This window comes from Enterobacteriaceae endosymbiont of Donacia sparganii, assembly GCF_012569045.1.
Classification (GTDB): domain Bacteria; phylum Pseudomonadota; class Gammaproteobacteria; order Enterobacterales; family Enterobacteriaceae.
Genome location: NZ_CP046196.1, coordinates 272881 through 291001 on the forward strand (window position 1 = coordinate 272881; position 18121 = coordinate 291001).

At 20.2% G+C, this 18121-nt stretch carries 30 protein-coding genes and 2 tRNA genes; 8 read left to right on the forward strand and 24 right to left on the reverse strand.

The window, feature by feature from the left end:
• Positions 1-6 precede the first annotated feature (6 nt).
• The 21 genes from rplO to rpsJ all read right to left on the reverse strand — a co-directional run bounded on the left by rplO (position 7) and on the right by rpsJ (position 9298).
• Positions 7-438, reverse strand: a complete 432-nt coding sequence (rplO, locus tag GJT98_RS01295; protein ID WP_168821098.1) for a 50S ribosomal protein L15 — start codon at positions 436-438, stop codon at positions 7-9.
• A 1-nt stretch (position 439) separates the two neighbouring features.
• Positions 440-619, reverse strand: a complete 180-nt coding sequence (rpmD, locus tag GJT98_RS01300; RefSeq protein WP_168821100.1) for a 50S ribosomal protein L30 — start codon at positions 617-619, stop codon at positions 440-442.
• Positions 603-1130 carry a 30S ribosomal protein S5 gene (rpsE, locus tag GJT98_RS01305; protein ID WP_168821102.1) on the reverse strand — a complete coding sequence of 176 codons (528 nt, stop codon included), beginning with the start codon at positions 1128-1130 and terminating at the stop codon, positions 603-605. Before rpsE ends, rpmD begins: the two co-directional genes overlap by 17 nt.
• 24 nt (positions 1131-1154) lie before the next feature.
• Entirely contained in the window at positions 1155-1508 is a 354-nt protein-coding gene (rplR, locus tag GJT98_RS01310) for a 50S ribosomal protein L18 (RefSeq protein WP_168821104.1), read from the reverse strand.
• A gap of 28 nt (positions 1509-1536) precedes the next feature.
• Positions 1537-2070, reverse strand: a complete 534-nt coding sequence (gene rplF / locus GJT98_RS01315) for a 50S ribosomal protein L6 (RefSeq protein ID WP_168821106.1) — start codon at positions 2068-2070, stop codon at positions 1537-1539.
• Between the two features lie 16 nt (positions 2071-2086).
• Complete coding sequence (gene rpsH / locus GJT98_RS01320; RefSeq protein ID WP_168821107.1) at positions 2087-2479, reverse strand: 30S ribosomal protein S8; 393 nt, start codon at positions 2477-2479, stop codon at positions 2087-2089.
• Between the two features lie 33 nt (positions 2480-2512).
• Positions 2513-2818, reverse strand: a complete 306-nt coding sequence (gene rpsN, locus GJT98_RS01325) for a 30S ribosomal protein S14 (RefSeq protein ID WP_168821109.1) — start codon at positions 2816-2818, stop codon at positions 2513-2515.
• A 19-nt stretch (positions 2819-2837) separates the two neighbouring features.
• The gene (rplE, locus tag GJT98_RS01330) at positions 2838-3377 is read right to left on the reverse strand and encodes a 50S ribosomal protein L5 (protein ID WP_168821111.1); all 540 of its coding nucleotides are present in this window, start codon (positions 3375-3377) and stop codon (positions 2838-2840) included.
• A 17-nt stretch (positions 3378-3394) separates the two neighbouring features.
• Positions 3395-3709, reverse strand: coding sequence for a 50S ribosomal protein L24 (rplX, locus tag GJT98_RS01335; RefSeq protein ID WP_168821113.1), 315 nt, complete (start codon positions 3707-3709; stop codon positions 3395-3397).
• 22 nt (positions 3710-3731) lie between these two features.
• Positions 3732-4103, reverse strand: coding sequence for a 50S ribosomal protein L14 (gene rplN, locus GJT98_RS01340; RefSeq protein WP_168821115.1), 372 nt, complete (start codon positions 4101-4103; stop codon positions 3732-3734).
• Between the two features lie 101 nt (positions 4104-4204).
• Positions 4205-4459 (reverse strand): 30S ribosomal protein S17, encoded by a 255-nt coding sequence (rpsQ, locus tag GJT98_RS01345; protein ID WP_168821433.1) that lies wholly within the window; start codon positions 4457-4459, stop codon positions 4205-4207.
• A complete protein-coding gene (rpmC, locus tag GJT98_RS01350) occupies positions 4428-4661 on the reverse strand; it encodes a 50S ribosomal protein L29 (protein WP_168821117.1) in 234 nt (77 codons plus the stop codon). The genes rpsQ and rpmC overlap by 32 nt, the downstream gene beginning before the upstream one ends.
• 12 nt (positions 4662-4673) lie before the next feature.
• Positions 4674-5075, reverse strand: coding sequence for a 50S ribosomal protein L16 (rplP, locus tag GJT98_RS01355; RefSeq protein ID WP_168821118.1), 402 nt, complete (start codon positions 5073-5075; stop codon positions 4674-4676).
• A 17-nt stretch (positions 5076-5092) separates the two neighbouring features.
• Positions 5093-5803 carry a 30S ribosomal protein S3 gene (gene rpsC / locus GJT98_RS01360; protein ID WP_168821120.1) on the reverse strand — a complete coding sequence of 237 codons (711 nt, stop codon included), beginning with the start codon at positions 5801-5803 and terminating at the stop codon, positions 5093-5095.
• 14 nt (positions 5804-5817) lie between these two features.
• Positions 5818-6153: a 50S ribosomal protein L22 gene (gene rplV, locus GJT98_RS01365; RefSeq protein WP_168821122.1), complete on the reverse strand. Its 336-nt coding sequence runs from the start codon at positions 6151-6153 to the stop codon at positions 5818-5820.
• A 46-nt stretch (positions 6154-6199) separates the two neighbouring features.
• Positions 6200-6487 (reverse strand): 30S ribosomal protein S19, encoded by a 288-nt coding sequence (gene rpsS / locus GJT98_RS01370; protein WP_168821124.1) that lies wholly within the window; start codon positions 6485-6487, stop codon positions 6200-6202.
• 27 nt (positions 6488-6514) lie between these two features.
• The gene (rplB, locus tag GJT98_RS01375; RefSeq protein ID WP_168821126.1) at positions 6515-7336 is read right to left on the reverse strand and encodes a 50S ribosomal protein L2; all 822 of its coding nucleotides are present in this window, start codon (positions 7334-7336) and stop codon (positions 6515-6517) included.
• Positions 7337-7354: 18 nt separating this feature from the next.
• Positions 7355-7660, reverse strand: a complete 306-nt coding sequence (gene rplW / locus GJT98_RS01380; RefSeq protein ID WP_168821128.1) for a 50S ribosomal protein L23 — start codon at positions 7658-7660, stop codon at positions 7355-7357.
• The gene (gene rplD, locus GJT98_RS01385; protein WP_168821435.1) at positions 7657-8262 is read right to left on the reverse strand and encodes a 50S ribosomal protein L4; all 606 of its coding nucleotides are present in this window, start codon (positions 8260-8262) and stop codon (positions 7657-7659) included. Before rplD ends, rplW begins: the two co-directional genes overlap by 4 nt.
• Positions 8263-8290: 28 nt before the next feature.
• On the reverse strand, positions 8291-8932 hold the full coding sequence (gene rplC, locus GJT98_RS01390; RefSeq protein ID WP_168821129.1) for a 50S ribosomal protein L3: 642 nt from the start codon (positions 8930-8932) through the stop codon (positions 8291-8293).
• Between the two features lie 54 nt (positions 8933-8986).
• A complete protein-coding gene (rpsJ, locus tag GJT98_RS01395) occupies positions 8987-9298 on the reverse strand; it encodes a 30S ribosomal protein S10 (RefSeq protein WP_168821131.1) in 312 nt (103 codons plus the stop codon).
• A 244-nt stretch (positions 9299-9542) separates the two neighbouring features.
• On the opposite strand from rpsJ, the gene ruvX reads away from it, so the two are divergent.
• From ruvX to hemW, 3 genes are all read left to right on the forward strand, one after another.
• Positions 9543-9977 (forward strand): Holliday junction resolvase RuvX, encoded by a 435-nt coding sequence (gene ruvX, locus GJT98_RS01400; RefSeq protein WP_168821133.1) that lies wholly within the window; start codon positions 9543-9545, stop codon positions 9975-9977.
• Positions 9978-10072: 95 nt separating this feature from the next.
• Positions 10073-10639, forward strand: coding sequence for a YggT family protein (locus GJT98_RS01405; RefSeq protein WP_168821135.1), 567 nt, complete (start codon positions 10073-10075; stop codon positions 10637-10639).
• 9 nt (positions 10640-10648) lie between these two features.
• On the forward strand, positions 10649-11797 hold the full coding sequence (hemW, locus tag GJT98_RS01410; RefSeq protein WP_168821137.1) for a radical SAM family heme chaperone HemW: 1149 nt from the start codon (positions 10649-10651) through the stop codon (positions 11795-11797).
• Here the strand turns inward: hemW and trmB are convergent.
• On the reverse strand, positions 11780-12481 hold the full coding sequence (gene trmB, locus GJT98_RS01415) for a tRNA (guanosine(46)-N7)-methyltransferase TrmB (protein WP_168821139.1): 702 nt from the start codon (positions 12479-12481) through the stop codon (positions 11780-11782). The genes hemW and trmB overlap by 18 nt on opposite strands.
• 76 nt (positions 12482-12557) lie before the next feature.
• Here trmB and GJT98_RS01420 point away from each other — a divergent pair, with 76 nt between their 5' ends.
• On the forward strand, positions 12558-12800 hold the full coding sequence (locus tag GJT98_RS01420; RefSeq protein WP_168821140.1) for an oxidative damage protection protein: 243 nt from the start codon (positions 12558-12560) through the stop codon (positions 12798-12800).
• Positions 12801-12808: 8 nt separating this feature from the next.
• Here GJT98_RS01420 and GJT98_RS01425 read toward each other — a convergent pair.
• Both GJT98_RS01425 and GJT98_RS01430 read right to left on the reverse strand, forming a co-directional pair.
• Positions 12809-12881 (reverse strand) — tRNA-Ala (locus tag GJT98_RS01425).
• 8 nt (positions 12882-12889) lie between these two features.
• Positions 12890-12963 (reverse strand) — tRNA-Ile (locus GJT98_RS01430).
• 43 nt (positions 12964-13006) lie between these two features.
• Between GJT98_RS01430 and rmuC the strand changes: the two genes are divergently transcribed.
• From rmuC to GJT98_RS01450, 4 genes are all read left to right on the forward strand, one after another.
• Positions 13007-14452: a DNA recombination protein RmuC gene (gene rmuC / locus GJT98_RS01435; RefSeq protein WP_211080539.1), complete on the forward strand. Its 1446-nt coding sequence runs from the start codon at positions 13007-13009 to the stop codon at positions 14450-14452.
• Between the two features lie 35 nt (positions 14453-14487).
• The gene (locus GJT98_RS01440; protein WP_168821144.1) at positions 14488-15288 is read left to right on the forward strand and encodes a TatD family hydrolase; all 801 of its coding nucleotides are present in this window, start codon (positions 14488-14490) and stop codon (positions 15286-15288) included.
• A 103-nt stretch (positions 15289-15391) separates the two neighbouring features.
• Positions 15392-16795 (forward strand): asparagine--tRNA ligase, encoded by a 1404-nt coding sequence (gene asnS / locus GJT98_RS01445; RefSeq protein WP_168821146.1) that lies wholly within the window; start codon positions 15392-15394, stop codon positions 16793-16795.
• A gap of 93 nt (positions 16796-16888) precedes the next feature.
• Entirely contained in the window at positions 16889-18070 is a 1182-nt protein-coding gene (locus GJT98_RS01450) for a porin (protein WP_168821148.1), read from the forward strand.
• Positions 18071-18121 lie beyond the last annotated feature (51 nt).

The following is an 18121-nucleotide window of genomic DNA, read 5'->3' on the forward strand; positions in this document are numbered from 1 at the left end:
TATTATTTATTCCTCAATTATACCACCTAATTTTTTAATAATTATTTTAACGCTTTTTGTACAATTTAATTTAATAATTTTTTTTGGAATAGTTATATTTCCTGTATTAATGATTTTAACATATTTTATTTTTTTACTAATTATTTTAGAAGTTTTTAAAATATTTAAATCAATAAAATTACCATCTATTTTTTCTAAATCACTTAATCTAATTTCTTTAAAAAATATTTTTTTTTTTGATTTAAAACCAAATTTAGGTAATCTTCTATGTAAAGGACTTTGTCCTCCTTCAAATGATTTATTAATATTATAACCAGAACGAGATTTTTGTCCTTTATGACCTCTTCCACTTGTTTTACCTTTTCCAGAACCAATACCTCTTCCTAATCTTTTTTTATTATTATTTTTAATTTTAGTAAATAAAGTATTTAAATACATATTAATAGAAAACCTTTATCATATAAGATATTTTTTTAATCATTCCTAAAATACTAGGTGTGTTTTTTTTTATAACAGTATGTCCAATATATTTTAATCCTAAACTAACTAAAATTGCTTTATGTTTAGGTAATCTACCTATAGAACTTTTAATTTGTGTAATTTTAATATTTTTTAACACTGTCCATATTCCTTTTTATTTCTTCTATAGTTTTATTTCTTTTAGCTGCAATCATTTTTAATGAATTTATACTAGATAATCCTTTAATAGTTGCTTTTACGATATTAATCGGGTTAGTAGATCCATATGCTTTTGCTAAAACATTATAAATTCCTACTACTTCTAATACAGCTCTCATAGCTCCACCTGCAATAATACCAGTACCTTCAGATGCTGGTTTTATAAATATAATTGATCCAGTATGATAACCTTTAATAGGGTATTGTACTGTATTATTTTTAATAATAATATTAATCATATTTTTTTTAGCTTTTTCCATAGCTTTTTGTATTGCATTAGGAACTTCTTTAGCTTTACCATATCCAAAACCAATTTTACCTTTACCATTACCTACTACAGTTAAAGCTGTAAAAGAAAAAATACGTCCTCCTTTAACAGTTTTAGATACTCTATTAACAGAAATTAATTTTTCTTTTAATTCGTTATTTTGATTTTTATTATAAATATTCATATATTTTTCTTTTAAAAATAAATGTTAAAATTTTAAACCTGTATTACGTGCAGCATTTGCTAATGCCTTAATACGTCCATGATATTTAAATCCTGAACGATCAAAAGATATATTTAAAATATCTTTCTTAATCGCTCTACTAGCTATCTTATTTCCTATAAAAATAGCAGCTTTTATATTTCCAGTATATATTAATTTTTTTTTAATTTTTTTTTCTAAAGTTGAAGCTGTAACTAAAATTTTATTATTTACAGAAATAATTTGTGCATATATATGACGAGAAGTACGATGTATCGATAAACGTGTTATTTTAAATTTTTGTATATTTTTACGATATTTTGTTGCTCTACGTATACGAGCAATTTTTTTAATATGCATAATATTTTTTTAAAAACCTTTCTCTATCTTATTTTTTTTTAGTTTCTTTTGTTTTAATTATTTCAGTACTATAACGAATACCTTTTCCTTTATATGGTTCTGGAGGTCGATATGATCTAATATCGGCAGCTACTTGTCCTAATAATTGTTTATTTACTCCTTTTAAAATTATTTCATTTTGATTTAAACATTCCCCAATAATTCCATTTGGAAGAATATAATTTATTGGATGTGAAAAACCTAATACTAAATTAAGTATATTATTTTTAATTGAAATTTTATAACCTACTCCGAATAATATTAATTTTTTAACAAAACCTATTGTTACCCCAATAATCATTGAATTCATTAGAGACCTAGCTGTACCAGCTTGTGCCCATCCATCTTTACATTTTATTATTGGTTTAAATAATAACTTTTTTTTTTTTAAAATTATTTTAATTTTTTTATTAAAAGTTTTGTTTATAATCCCATTATTACCTTTAATATTTATATTTTGTTTATTAATAATAATTTTTATATTATTTGGAATAATAATCAATTTTTTAGCTATTCTAGACATTATTTATATACCTTTTTTAGGATACATAACATATAATTTCACCACCTATTCCATAATAACGTGCATTATAATCAGTCATTATTCCTTTAGAAGTAGAAATAATAGCAATACCTAAACCAGACATTACTTTAGGTAAAAATTTTTTTTTTTTATAAATTCTTAATCCAGGACGACTAATACAATATATTTTTTCTATTACACCTTTACCTTTAAAATATTTTAAATTAATTTCTAATAAAATATTTTTTTCTTTAATAAGATTAAAATTTTTAATATATCCTTCATTTTTTAAAATATTAGCAATAGATTTTTTTAATTTTGAATATTGCATCAAAATTTTATTTTTATGTGATAATTGTCCATTACGTATACGTGTTAACATATCTGCAATTGGATTTTGTATACTCATATTAAAATTATCCTATTTTATTTTATAAAAAAATTACCAACTAGATTTTTTTAATCCAGGGATATCTCCTTTCATTGCAGCTTCTCTTAATTTAATTCTACTTAATCCAAATTTTTTTAAAAATGCATGTGGTCGACCAGTTAATTTACATCTATTCCTTTGTCTAGATAAACTAGAATCTCTAGGTAAAGATTGTAATTTAAAAATAGCATCCCAACGGGATTTATCAGGTGTATTTATATTAGAAATAATTTTTTTTAATTTTTTTCTTTTTAAAAAAAATTTCTTTCCTAATTTAATACGTTTTAATTCACGAGCTTTAATTGATTCTTTTGACATTTTAATAATTTAACCTTTTTTATAATCTAAATGGAAATTTAAATTCTTTAAGTAGTGCATAACTTTCTTTAGTTGATATTTTATTAGTTGTTATTGTAATATCTAATCCACGAATATAATCTATTTTATCAAAATTAATTTCTGGAAAAATTATTTGTTCTTTTATTCCAATACTATAATTACCATCTTTATCAAAAGATTTTTTAGATAAACCTCTAAAATCTCTAATTCTAGGAATTACTATCCATAATAAACGTTCAAAAAAATTCCACATTTTTTTTTTTCTTAAAGTAACTTTACAACCTATAGGATAACCTTTTCTTATTTTAAAACTAGCAATTGATTTTTGGGATTTTGTTATTATTGGTTTTTGTCCACTAATAATAGTTAAATCATTTATAGCATTATCTAAATGTTTTTTATCAATAATAACTTTACCTACTCCCATATTTAAAGTAATTTTTTTTATACAAGGAACTTGCATAATAGAATTATATTTAAAATCTAACATTAATTTTTTTATTACTTTATTTTTATAATAATTATATAATTTTGACATTTAATATTATCCCTAATTTATTTTATATTTTGATTATTAGATTTAAAAATTCTTTTTTTAATTCCTTGTTCATATTTAATTTTTATTTTATCAGCTTTACTTGTTTTATTATTATAAATAGTAATATTAGAAATATGAATAGCAGCTTCTTTTTCTATAATACCTCCAGCATGTGATATTGCAGGATTAGGTTTACTATGTTTTTTAATAATATTTATTCCTTTAACAATCACTAATTTATTTTTTATAAAACATTTAATTATTCCTATTTTTCCTTTATCTCTACCTGTTAAAACAATTACTTCATCATTACAACGTAATTTATGTATCATATATTTATATCTCTTTATTTAATTAAATAACTTCAGGAGCTAATGAAATAATTTTCATAAATTTTTCATTTCTTAATTCTCTAGTAATAGGGCCAAAAATTCTTGTACCAATTAGTTGTTCATTAGTGTCATTTAATAAAACACATGAATTATGATCAAATCTAATTATAGAACCATCAAGACGTCTTATACCTTTTTTAGTTCTTACAATTACTGCTTTTAAAACATCACCTTTTTTAACTTTTCCTCGTGGAATAGCATCTTTTATAGTAATTTTAATTATATCTCCAATATTAGCATAACGACGCCGTGATCCTCCTAATACTTTAATACACATAACACTTTTAGCACCAGAATTATCAGCTACATTTAATATTGTATGTTCTTGTATCATATATTTATAATCTCTATTTTATAGAACAGTTTTAGAAAAAATTATTAAAATATAAAATATATTTAATATTTATTAAATTTTATTAATATAGGATTTTATGATTAAACTAATGATTTTTTTATAATATTAACTAAGATCCAAGATTTAGTTTTTGATAATGGACGACATTCTTTTATTGAAACTAAATCTCCAATATTACATGTATTTTTTTCATCATGAACATGTATTTTAGTAGTACGATTAATATATTTTCCATAAATAGGATGTTTTACTAATCTATTAATTTTTACAATAATTGATTTTTGCATTTTATTACTTATGACTTTACCTTTTAAAGTTTTTATTTTTTTTTGTATCATTTGCTAACCTTTTAATTTTTCTTTGTAATAAAATCATTTTTATTTTTGCAATATTTTTTCTTGATTTTTTTAATAAATGTGTTTGTTTTAAATTACCTGATGTTAATTGTATTTTTAAATTAAATTGTTCTCTAGATAAACTTAATAATTCATTTTTTAAATCTTGATTATTTTTTTTTAAAATTTCATTTATTTTCATATGATATATATTTTATTTTTTTAAAAAAATAGTTTTAATAGGTAATTTTGCAGCACCTAATTTAAAAGCTTTACGAGCCTCTATTTCAGATACTCCATCAATTTCATATAAAATTCTTCCAGGTTGTACTAAAGCTACCCAATATTCTACATTTCCTTTACCTTTCCCCATTCTAACTTCTAAGGGTTTTTCAGTTATAGGTTTATCAGGGAAAATTCTAATCCATATTTTTCCTTGCCTTTTAATTGAATGACTAATAGCTCTTCTTGCTGATTCTATTTGTTTTGAACTAATTCTACCTCTATGTACTGCTTTTATTCCATAAGTACCAAAATTAATATTCATGTTTACAATAACACCACGGTTTCTTCCTTTATGCATTTTTTTAAATTTTGTACGTTTTGGTTGTAACATTATGTAGAACCTCTTTTTTATTTACGTCCTTTTTTACGTTGTATCCTATAAGGATGATGTGTTATTGATTTTTTAAAAATTAATTTTTTTTTAAAATTATCTTTTAAGATTTCTCCTTTGAAAATCCAAACTTTTACTCCTATTATTCCATATGTAGTATGAGCTTCTGATAAACTAAAATCAATATCTGCTCTTAATGTATGTAATGGTACTCTACCTTCTCTATACCATTCTCTACGTGCAATTTCAGTACCTCCTAAACGTCCACTTACTTCTACTTTAACTCCTTTAGCACCTAATCTCATAGCATTTTGGACTGCTCTTTTTATTGCTCTTCTAAACATTACTCTTTTTTCTAATTGTTTTGATATAATATCAGCTACTAATTTTGCTTCTAATTCTGGTTTTCTAACTTCTGTTATATTAACTTGTGCAGGTACTCCTGTAATTTTAGATATAATTTTTCTAAGTTTTTCAACATCTTCTCCTTTTTTTCCTATAACTATACCTGGTCGTGCTGTATGAATATTAACTCTAATACTTTTAGAAGGTCTTTCTATTATTATTTTAGAAACAGATGCTTTTATTAATTTTTTATTCAAGAAATTTCTTACTTCAAAATCACTATATAAATAATTAGCAAAATCTTTTGTATTTGCAAACCAAATAGAATTCCATATTTTTGTAATTCCTAATCTTAATCCATTTGGATGTGTTTTTTGACCCATTAATTTTTCTCCAATTATATATTATCTGATAATATAATCGTGATATGACTTGTATATTTTAAGATTCGATCTGAGCGTCCTTTTGCACGAGGCATGATACGCTTCATATTTGTTCCTAAATCTATAAATATCTTAGATATAAATAAATTATCTATATCTAATCCATAATTATGTTCAGCATTAGCAATAGCAGAATTTAATACTTTTTTTATTAAAAAAGCAGATTTTTTATTAGAAAAATTTAAAATATCTAAAGCTTTAGATATATTTTTCCTTCTGATTAAATCAGCTATTATTCTTAATTTTTGCGCAGAAGAAGAAGCATATTTATGTTTTGCTATAATTTCCATTTTTTCCCCTACTTAAAAATGTTATATTTAATATGTACATATATATTTATTTTTTTAAAGTTTTTTTAATTTTTTTATCAGCTGTATGCCCCCTATATGTACGGGTTGGAGAAAATTCTCCTAATTTATGACCAACCATCTCATCAGAGATATATATTGGTATATGTTGTCTACCATTATGAACATTAATAGTTAATCCGATCATGTTTGGAAAAATAGTAGAACGTCTAGACCAAGTACGTAATGGTTTTTTATCTTTATTTTTTATTGCTTTTTCGACTTTTTTTAATAAATGTTTATCAATAAAAGGACCTTTTTTTAAGGAACGAGGCATGTTTATTATTTCCTTTACTTAATATTATTATTTATTACGATGTTTGATAATATATTTATCTGTTCTTTTATTTTTTCTTGTTTTTTTACCTTTAGTTTGTACTCCCCATGGAGTTACAGGATGTTTACCAAAATTTTTTCCTTCTCCTCCACCATGAGGATGATCTATAGGATTCATAGCGGTACCTCTTACTGTAGGTCTAATTCCTTTCCAACGTTTTGCACCTGCTTTCCCAAAAGATTTTAGCATATGTTCATTATTACCAATTTCTCCTAATGTAGCTCTACAATTAGATTTAATTTTACGAATTTCTCCTGACTTTAATCGTAAAGTTATATATAATTTTTCTTTTGCAATTAATTGAACATATGTACCAGCTGCTCTAGCTATTTGCCCACCTTTACCTGGTTTCATTTCTACATTATGTAAAATAGTTCCAATTGGAATATTATTCATAGGTAATGTATTACCAATTTTAATATTTATATTTATTCCAGATTCTATAATATCACCAATCTTAAGATTTTTAGGAGATAAAATATATTTTTTTACTCCATCTTTATATTTAATTAATGCAATATTAGCAGAACGATTAGGATCGTATTCAATACGTTCTACTACAGCAGGGATATTATCTTTATTTCTTTTAAAATCTATAATACGATATAATTTTTTATGGCCTCCTCCAATATGACGAGTTGTAATACGACCATTATTATTTCTTCCTCCCGATTTTTTTTTTTTTTCTACTTTAGAATAAAATGGCTTACCTTTATATAAAGAATCATTAATGATTCTAATCATATGACGTCTTCCGGGAGACGTAGGTTTATATTTTTTAATTATCATTTTCTATAAATTCAATCCTTATAAATTTTTATTTATATTAAAATTGATTTTTTGATCTTTTTCTAAAATAATATATGCTTTTTTCCAATTAATACGTTGATAAGTATATTTCTTATTTTTTTTTTTTTTGCCTTTTACAATTAAAGTATTAATATTTTTAATTTTTACATTAAAAATTTTTTTTATTGCTCTTTTAATATCTATTTTAGTTGCTTTTTTTAAAACTTTTATAATTAAAGTATTAGTTTTTTCTGCAACAAAAGAAGATTTTTCAGAAATATAAGGTCCTTGTATAATTTTAAAATCATATTCTTTTAAAATCATGTTAATATCTCTTCTATGTGTTTAATAGCACTAACAGTTATAATAACTTTATTAGCATTTATCAAATAAATAGGATTTATATTAATTGAGTTTTTAATTTTTATATTATATAAATTTCTAGAAGCTAGAAATAAGTTTTGATCAATTAATGTTGTAATAATCATTATTTTTTTTGATAAATATTTTTTTAATTTTTCTACTAATATTTTAGTCTTGGGTTTATTGATAAAGAATTTTTTTACTAAAATTAATCTTTTTTCTTTAATTAATTTTGAAAAAATACTTTTCAATGCATTACGGAACATTTTTTTATTAATTTTTTTATTATATATTTTATTTTTAGCGGCAAAAGTTACACCCCCAGAACGCCAAATTGGGCTTTTAACAGATCCTGCTCTAGCTTTTCCTGTTCCTTTTTGTTTCCATGGTTTTTTACCAGATCCTTTTACTTCCCCTCTTGTTTTTTGTGCTTTAGTTCCTTGTCTTCCAATTGTTCTATAAGATTCTATTAATTGATGTATTAATGGTTTGTTATAATTCCTATTAAAAATAATATCTGAAATTATAACCTTATCTTTTGTATCTTCTGTTATAATTTCCATCATTATGCCTAATTAATATATTTTTTTATTAAATTAAATTTTTTATAGCTGGTTTAACAATTACATTACTTCCTGTATATCCAGGTACAGCTCCTTTTATTAATAATAAATTTTTAATAATATCTAATTTTATAATATGTAAATTTTGAACAGTAATTTTTTTATTACCTAATTGTCCAGCCATTTTTTTACCTTTAAATACTTTACCAGGAGTTTGATTTTGTCCGATAGATCCAGGAACTCTATGTGATAAAGAATTTCCATGACTAGCATCTTGAGTTTTAAAATTCCATCTTTTAACAGTTCCTGAAAAACCTTTTCCTTTTGATATTCCGGTAACATCTACTTTAATTATTTGTTTAAAAATATCAATATTTATTTTTTGACCAACATAAAATTTATGTTGATTATATTTTTTAATATGATATTCCCATAAAATATGTCCTGCTTTAATTTTTGCTTTTGCAAAATGTCCTATTTCAGCTTTATTAATACGACTAGTTTTTTTAAATCCAGTAGTCATTTGAATTGCATTATATCCATCATGTAAAATAGTTTTTATTTGAGTAATACGAATAGTTTCAAATTGTATAACAGTTATTGGGATGGATATTCCATCTTCAGTAAAGATTCTAGTCATACCCATTTTTTTCCCTATTAATCCAATCATATTGTATATATACTCTATTTAATAATTATGTTATAAAGTCATAATAGAATTTTATTAACCTAAGCTAATTTGTACATCAACTCCAGCTGCTAAATCTAATCTCATTAATGCATCTACAGTTTTTTCTGTAGGCTCTATAATATCAACTAAACGTTTATGAGTACGAATTTCATATTGATCTCTAGCATCTTTATCTACATGAGGAGAAGTTAATATTGTAAACTTTTCTTTGCGAGTAGGCAAAGGTATAGGGCCACGAACTTGAGCACCAGTACGTTTAGCAGTTTCAACTATTTCCGCTGTTGATTGATCAATTAAACGATGATCAAAAGCTTTTAGACGAATACGGATTCTTTGGTTCTGCATTTAGACCAGAGCCTCCTATTTTTAAAATTAAAACAACTCTTAATATCGTATATATTAAGAATAATTACGTAATTTTATTAAAAAAAATAATTATATTATTATGACTTATAAAGTATAAATAAAGCAATATATTTCATTTATAAAATATAAAAAAATTACATTATACTAATAAGTAGTAAATAAAATTTATACTTTAAATTTATATCATTTAAAATATATTCTAAAAATTTTTATATATACTAAAATGTACAAAAAATATGATAATATAACATTATTAGCTTTTGATTATGGAACTAAAAATATAGGAGTTGCTGTAGGACAAAGTCTTATACGTATAGCTCATTCATTAAAAGTTATTAAAAATAAAAAATCTGGAGATATTAACTGGTTCGCATTTAATAATTTAATTAATTTATGGGAACCTAAAAAAATTATAATTGGATTACCACTACAAATGGATGGGAGTAAACAGTATATTACAACTTTAACTAAAAAATTTGCTTATCATATAAAAAAAAAATTTGATATAGAAATAGAATTTCATGATGAAAGATTAAGTACTGTTGAAGCTAAATATATTTTATTTTCTAAAGGAGGATGGAAAAAATTACAAAAAAGTGATATTAATTCTTTATCAGCATGTATTATTTTACAAAGTTGGTTTGAACATAAAAAATAAAAATATTTTAGTTAATTAAAATATCTTTTATAAAAATTAATTTTTTTAACATAATTTAATTTTAAAAAAAATATTTTTATATAATTTGAGGTTTTATGATAACAATAATATGTTTATGTAAACATCTAATAGAAATTATCATATTAATTTTTTTAATAAAATTATGGATGAATTTTTCTATTGAAAATGATCATTATAATTTTTTTATAAGATTTATATTTTTTTTTACAAAAATATTATTTAAATATATTAAAAAAATTATTCCCCAGATAAATAAAAATGAATCTTTATCATTAATAATGATGGTATCATTATTAATTTTTTTAAAATATCCGATATTAATTTTAATACAAAAAAGAAATTTATTTAATTATAATATTTTTTTTTATATATTTATAAGTATGTTAACTTTATTAAAAACTTTAGGATATTTATTATTTTGGTTAATAAATATATATTTAATATTGAATATATTAAATATTAAAAATAATAATTTTTATAATATTTTAAAAATATTTGTAAATCAAATTTTTAATATTATAAAAAAATTTTTTCCAAATATTTACAATATTAACATATTTTTATTTATTACTAATATAATTTTATATTTTCTAAATAATTTATTAATGGATTTATTTCCCCATTTTTGGTTTTTGATATAAATAAATTATATGATTAATTTTAATAAAATTTATAGTTTATATATTCATATTCCTTGGTGTTTAAAAAAATGTCCTTATTGTGATTTTTATTCTACTATTTTTATAAAAAAAGATGAACAAATACAAAAACAATATATAAATAGCTTATTATTAGATTTTAAAAAAACTTTATCTTTTATAAAAGAAAAAATTTATATTAAAAGTATTTTTTTTGGTGGAGGTACTCCAAGTTTATTAAATGATAAATTAATTTCATTTTTTTTAAATAAAATAAAAAATATAACATATGTATTAAAATCTGTTGAAATTACTATTGAAATAAATCCATCTTCTATTTCTGAAAAAAAAATTATAAATTATATAAATAGTGGTATTAGTCGTTTTTCAATTGGAGTACAGAGTTTTAATAATAAAAGTTTAAAAATTTTAGGAAGATTACATAATTCTAAAGATGCTATTAATGCTATTAATATATTAATTAAAAGAAAAATATCCAATTTTAATTTAGATATAATTTATGGTATACCAGGACAATCATTAAAAAATTCTTATGATGATTTATGTAAAGCAATTTCATTTAAACCTAATCATATATCATGGTATCAATTAACTATTGAAAAAAATACGATTTTTGAAAAATTTAAACCTAAAAATTTACTAAATAATAATTTATTATGGAAAATATTTTTACAAGGTAAAAAAATATTCTCTCAAAATAAATATTTACAATATGAAATTTCTTCTTTTGTAAAAAATAAAAAAGATATTTGTCAACATAATTTAAATTATTGGTATTTTGGTAACTATTTAGGTATTGGATGTAATTCTCATAGTAAAATTACATTATCAAATAATAGAATTATTAGAATTATTAAAAATAAAAATATTAAACAATATATAGACGGTAATTTTTTTAATTCTATAAAAATAATTTCACATAAAGATATAATATTTGAATTTTTTTTAAATCGTTTTAGATTATATGAAAAAATTTATAAAAAAGAATTTGTAAGATTAACAGGAATAAAAATAATAAATATTATACCTTTAATTAATAAAGCATTAAAATTAGGTTATTTAACTGAAAATAATGATTTTTGGTTTATAACAAATAAAGGACATTTATATTTAAATAATTTATTAGAAATTTTCATTTAATATTATTTTTTGATATTCTATATGATATATATTTTTTTTTTGCATTTTTACTTTATTAAAAAATTTAGTATTAAATAAATATGAATCAAAATTTGAATATGAATTATTATATTGATTAGATTTTATAAAAAAAAAATTATTATTACTAATATCTTTTATATCAGATAAAATATTATTTTTATAATCTTTAGAATCAGTTATTATATATAATAATCCCTTATTTATTAATTTTAAAAAAATAATTTTTAAAAAATCTTTTTTTAATAATCTTCTTTTTTTATGTTTTAATTTAGGCCATGGATCAGGAAAATATAATTGAATTAATTTAATTGAACAATTAGGTATCATATTTTTTATTACAAAATAAGCATCATGATAAATTAATTTTAAATTTTTAATTTTATTTACTATAATTTTTTTAAGACAATTTATAATTCCTGGTAAATATACTTCTATTCCAATAAAATTATATTGCATGTTTTTTATAACACAATCAATAATATTATTACCTATTCCAAAACCAATATCAATTATAATTGGTAATTTATTATAAAATATATTTTCAAAATTTAAAATTTTATGTTGATAATTAATATTATAAAGATTAAAAAAATTATTAAAAATTATCTTTTGAGATTTCTTAATTTTTCTATAACGACAACAAAAACTTTTTATATTATTCATATTTTTTATATAAGTAAATATTTTTTCAATAAAAATAATATATTATATAATTAAATTAAAATATAAAAGAAATTTTATGTCAAAAAAAATTTTTTGTGTTTATTTTCAAAAAAAAATGAAAAAATTAAATTATAAAGTATATCCAGGTATTATAGGAGATATTATTGATAATCATATATCTGAAAATGCATGGACGAAGTGGTTAATATATCAAACTAAATTAATTAATGAAAAAAAATTAAATATGATAGAAGAAAAAAATATTTTTTATTTAGAAAAAAAAATGATTAATTTTTTATTTTTAAATAAAAAAAATTAAAAATATTATGGAGCTAAGCGGGATTGAACCGCTGACCCTCTGCGTGCAAAGCAGATGCTCTACCATCTGAGCTATAGCCCCAAATTTTATAGGCTTGAGTGGACTTGAACCACTGACCTCACCCTTATCAGGGGTGTGCTCTAACCATCTGAGCTACAAGCCTAAATTAAAAATAATTAATATAATTAATTCATATTTTTTAATAAATGTCAATAAAAATATTAAATTTATATTTAAAATATAAACTTTATTTTTTTTTAAAAAAAAATCATAATAATATTTTTAAAAAAAAAGGTTTATTAGTTAAAATGTTTTTTTATAAAAATTTAATTTATTTTTATATACAATTTGTATTAATTATTATTATATTTTTTTATTTTAAAAGAAAAAAATATATTTCCAAAAAATATTTAGTTAAAAAAAAAAAAGAAAATAAACAATTGGAAATTAAATTAATAAAAAAAATACAACAAATAGAATTTTTACAAATTGTCAAAATAAAAAATAAAAATTTAAATAAAATAATATCAAATCAATTAGAAATAATTTTAAATTTAAAAATAAAAGTTAAAGAACTTAAAACTAAATTAGACGATACTAGTATTTTTTTTAATAAAAAAGAAAAATATTTAATTAATAATAATCATTATTTAAATAATGAATTTCAAAATTTAGCTAATAATATTTTAGAAAAAAGTGAAAAAAGAATTAACCAATATAATAATCAAAATATAAAAAGCATTATTTCTCCTTTACATAAACAAATAGAATCTTTACAAGATCAATTACAAAAAAATTTAAATCAAGAATCTTTAGAAAGAAATATATTAACTAATGAAATTCAAAATTTAAAAAAATTAAATATACACATTTCTCAAGAAGCTATTAATTTAACTAATGCTTTAAAAGGGAATAACAAAATTCAAGGTATTTGGGGAGAATTAGTACTAGATAAAATTTTAGAATCTTCTGGATTAAGAAATGGATATGAATATGAAACACAAAAAAAAATTAAATTTAAAAATACGGAAAAAATACAACCAGATGTAATAATTAATTTACCTTATAACAAAAAAATAATTATAGATTCTAAAATGACTTTAATAGCATATGAACGTTATTTTAATGCTAATGATAAAAAAAAACAAAAAAAAGCATTAAATGATCATATACTAGCTATTCGTAATCATTTACGTTTATTAAGTAATAAAAAATATCAATGTTTATTTAAACTAAAATCATTAGATTATATAATAATGTTTATTCCTATTGAATCAGCTTTTTCATTAGCAATAAATTTTAAACCTTCTTTATTATATGAAGCTTTAAAACTAAATATTATGTTAGTTAGTCCTACAACATTAATGATTTCTTTAAGAACTATAGAAAATTTATGGCGTTTTGATAAACAAAATAAAAATTCTTTAATTATTGCTGATAAAGCTACAAAATTATATGATAAAATTAGATTATTTATAGAAGATATATATATTTTAGAAAAAAGTATTAATAAATTACAAATTAGTTATAATTCAGCCACTAAAAAATTATTTAAAGGTAAAGGTAATATAATATCTCAAGCAGAAAATTTTCGTAATTTAGGTATAGATGTAATTAATAAAATTAATAAAGATTTTATAAAAAAAGATTAAAATAATATATAAAAAATATATAATAAGAGCATATTATGTTTGATATTAGTGTTAATTTAACAAATAAACAATTTAAGAACGATATAGATAATATTATTAATAGAGCCATTAAAAATGGAATAAATGGTATGTTAATTATAGGATCTTATATAGAAGATAGTTTTAATGCTTATAAAATTACTAAAAAATATAAAAATTATTGTTGGTCCACAGTAGGTATACATCCACATTATGCTTATTTATGGCATAATAATATTATTAGTAAAATTGAAAAATTAATAAAATACAAAACAGTTGTAGCAATAGGAGAATGTGGATTAGATTTCTATAGAAATTATTCATCTATAAAAGAGCAATTATTATCTTTAAATGCACAATTAGAATTAGCATCAAATTATTCTATGCCAATATATTTACATTGTCGTAATGCTTTTGAAATTTTTTTTAAAGTATTAAAATTGTGGATAAATAAAATTCCTAAAATTATAATACATTGTTTTTCTGGAAATAAATATGAATTAGAGAAATGTTTAGATATGAATATATCAATAGAATTAACTGAATTATTTTTTAATAACAAATATAGAATAGGTTCAATAAATGATATTAAATTAATTCCCAAAAAACAATTATTAATTGGAACTGATTCACCTTTTTTATTACTTAAAAAAATATATAATAAAATATATAAAAAATTTAAAGGTAGAAATGAACCTTCATTATTGCCTAATCTTTTAAAAAAGATTTCATCATTAAGAAATGAAAAATATTTAACATTAAATGTTCAAACAGAAAAAAATTCATTAAATATTTTAAATTTAAATAAAAATAATTGAATTTATTATTTTTATAATTTAAAATAAATTTTATTAAAAATATAATATTAATTATTAAATTTTAAATAAAATTTTTTAAAATTTTAATTAAGAGAAAATAATAATGTGTTTAATTGCTAGTATATCTCAATTAATAACTGGAAAAATAAAAATTAATAGTAAAGTATCTATAGGAGGATGGGTACGTAATAGAAGACATTCTAAATTAGGTATTTCTTTTATTAATTTATATGATGGTTCATGCATATATGATATACAAATTATTGCTATTAATCATAAATTAAAAAATTATAAAAATGAAATTTTATCTATTACTAGTGGTTGTTCTTTAAAAGTTATAGGAATATTAAAATATTCACCTAAAAATTTACAAAATTATGAATTATATGCTTTAAAAATAAAAATTTTAGGTTGGGTAGATAATCCAGGAAAATATCCTATTTCTCCTAAAAAACATAGTTTAAAATATTTAAGAGAAGTATCTCATTTACGTCCTAGAACAACAATAATTAGCTGTATTACAAGAATTAAACATAGTATAGCATTATATATACATAATTTTTTACATAAAAAAAATTTTTTTTGGATAAATACTCCATTAATTACAACATTAGATACTGAAGGATCTGGTAAAATGTTTAGGGTATCTACCCTAGATTTTAAAAATATTAAACATCAAAAAGATATAAATATTTTTAAAAAAGATTTTTTTGGTAAAGAAGCATTTTTAACTGTTTCAGGACAATTAAATTTAGAAACATATGCTTGTTCTATGTCTAAAGTTTATACATTTGGTCCTACTTTTAGAGCAGAGAATTCAAATACTAAACGTCACTTAGCTGAATTTTGGATGTTAGAAATAGAAATAGCATTTGCTAATTTAGCATATATTATAGATTTTACAGAAAAAATGTTAAAAAATATTTTTGAATACTTCTTAAATTTTCATGAAAATGAAATTTCTTTTTTATCTCAAAAAGTAGAAAATAATTTATTTAATAAAATTAATAAGGTTTTATTAAATAAATTCAATATCATTGAATATAATGAAGCTATAAATATTTTAAAAAATTGTAAAGAAAAATTTATACTCCCTATTACATGGGGAGAAGATTTTTCTATAGAACATGAAAAATATCTAACAAATAAATATTTTAATAGTCCAGTAATAATATTTAATTATCCTAAAAATATTAAAGCATTTTATATGTATTTAAATAATGATAAAAAAACTGTAGCATCTATGGATTTATTATTGCCTGATATAGGTGAAATAATAGGAGGTTCACAAAGAGAAAATAGAATAAATATTTTAGATAAAAGATTTAAAGAATTTAAACTTAATAAAAATGATTATTGGTGGTATCGTGATTTAAGAAAATATGGTACTGTTCCTCATTCTGGATTTGGTTTAGGTTTTGAAAGATTAATACTATATATTACTGGTTTAAATAATATTAAAGATGTAATACCATTTTCAAGAACTCCATATAATGCAAAATTTTAAAAATTTTTTATAAATATAAAAAAATAATTTTTTAAAAATTTTATTATTAATTTAATATAAAATTAATCATGATTATTAATAAGGATAAAAATTATGAAATTTAATATATTTAAAATTTTAACATCTTTCTTATTATTAATAAATATCACTACTGCCAGTGCCAGTGAAATTTATAATAAAAATAAACAAAAAATGGATTTATATGGATTTTTAGAAATTAAAAAAGCTTATTCTAATAAAAATCATATTTTAAAAAAATATGAAAATACTATTTCAAATATAATTTTAGGTATTAAAGGAATAACTAATATTTCTAGTGATGTTTATGGTTATTTTCAATTTGAATATAGTTTACCTATTAATCAAACTGAAATAGATAAAAATATTTTTCCCTCAGTACGTTTAGGTTTAATAGGTTTAAATTTTAACCATGGAAATAATTCTATAGATTTTGGAAGAAATTATGGAATTTTATATGACGTAACTTCTTATATAAAAAAAGATTCTTTTTTTATAGATGATTTAATGTATAATCATAATGATCAGTTTATGTTTGGAAGAACAAATAATCTTCTAACATATAGAAACAAAAATTTTTTTGGATTAATTAAAAATTTAAATTTTGCTATACAATATAAAAGTCCTTTTCATTATGAAAATAATGATGATGAAGATAATACAAATGATGATATTTTTTTAGAAAAAGAAAAAGATAAAAAAGGTTGGGGAGCGTCTGTTGGTTATAAAATAGGTAATTCAGGAGTTAGTATTACTGGTGCTTATTTTAATTCTTCAAAAATAATTGATAAAAATAATGAATTAAAAAATATTTTTTCTATTAAAAATAAAAAAACTAATATTATAGATGCTTTTTCTGTTGGAGTTAAATATGAAAAAAATAATATTTATTTAGCTACTGTATTTAGTAATTCAAAAAATTCGTTAACATATTTAGATAAATATAATTATTCTTTTGCGAATAGAATTAAAAATTTAGAAATTATCGGACAGTATAAATTTGATAATAACTTAAAAACTACTATTTCTTATGTTCAATCAGTAGGTAATAATATTCCTACAGGAAATCATTATTTCGGTGGAAATATAGTTTTTACAAAATATGTATCAATTAATACAATATATAAATTAAGTAAAAATTTATCTGCTTATATTGGTTATCGTATTAATTTATTAAATAAAAATAATAGATATACGAAAACAAATCATATTTTTACTGATAACCTATTTGGTTTAGGTATAATTTATAAATTTTAAATATGAATAACTGGCTATTTCTTAAATTTAATAATTTTATATTAAATAAAT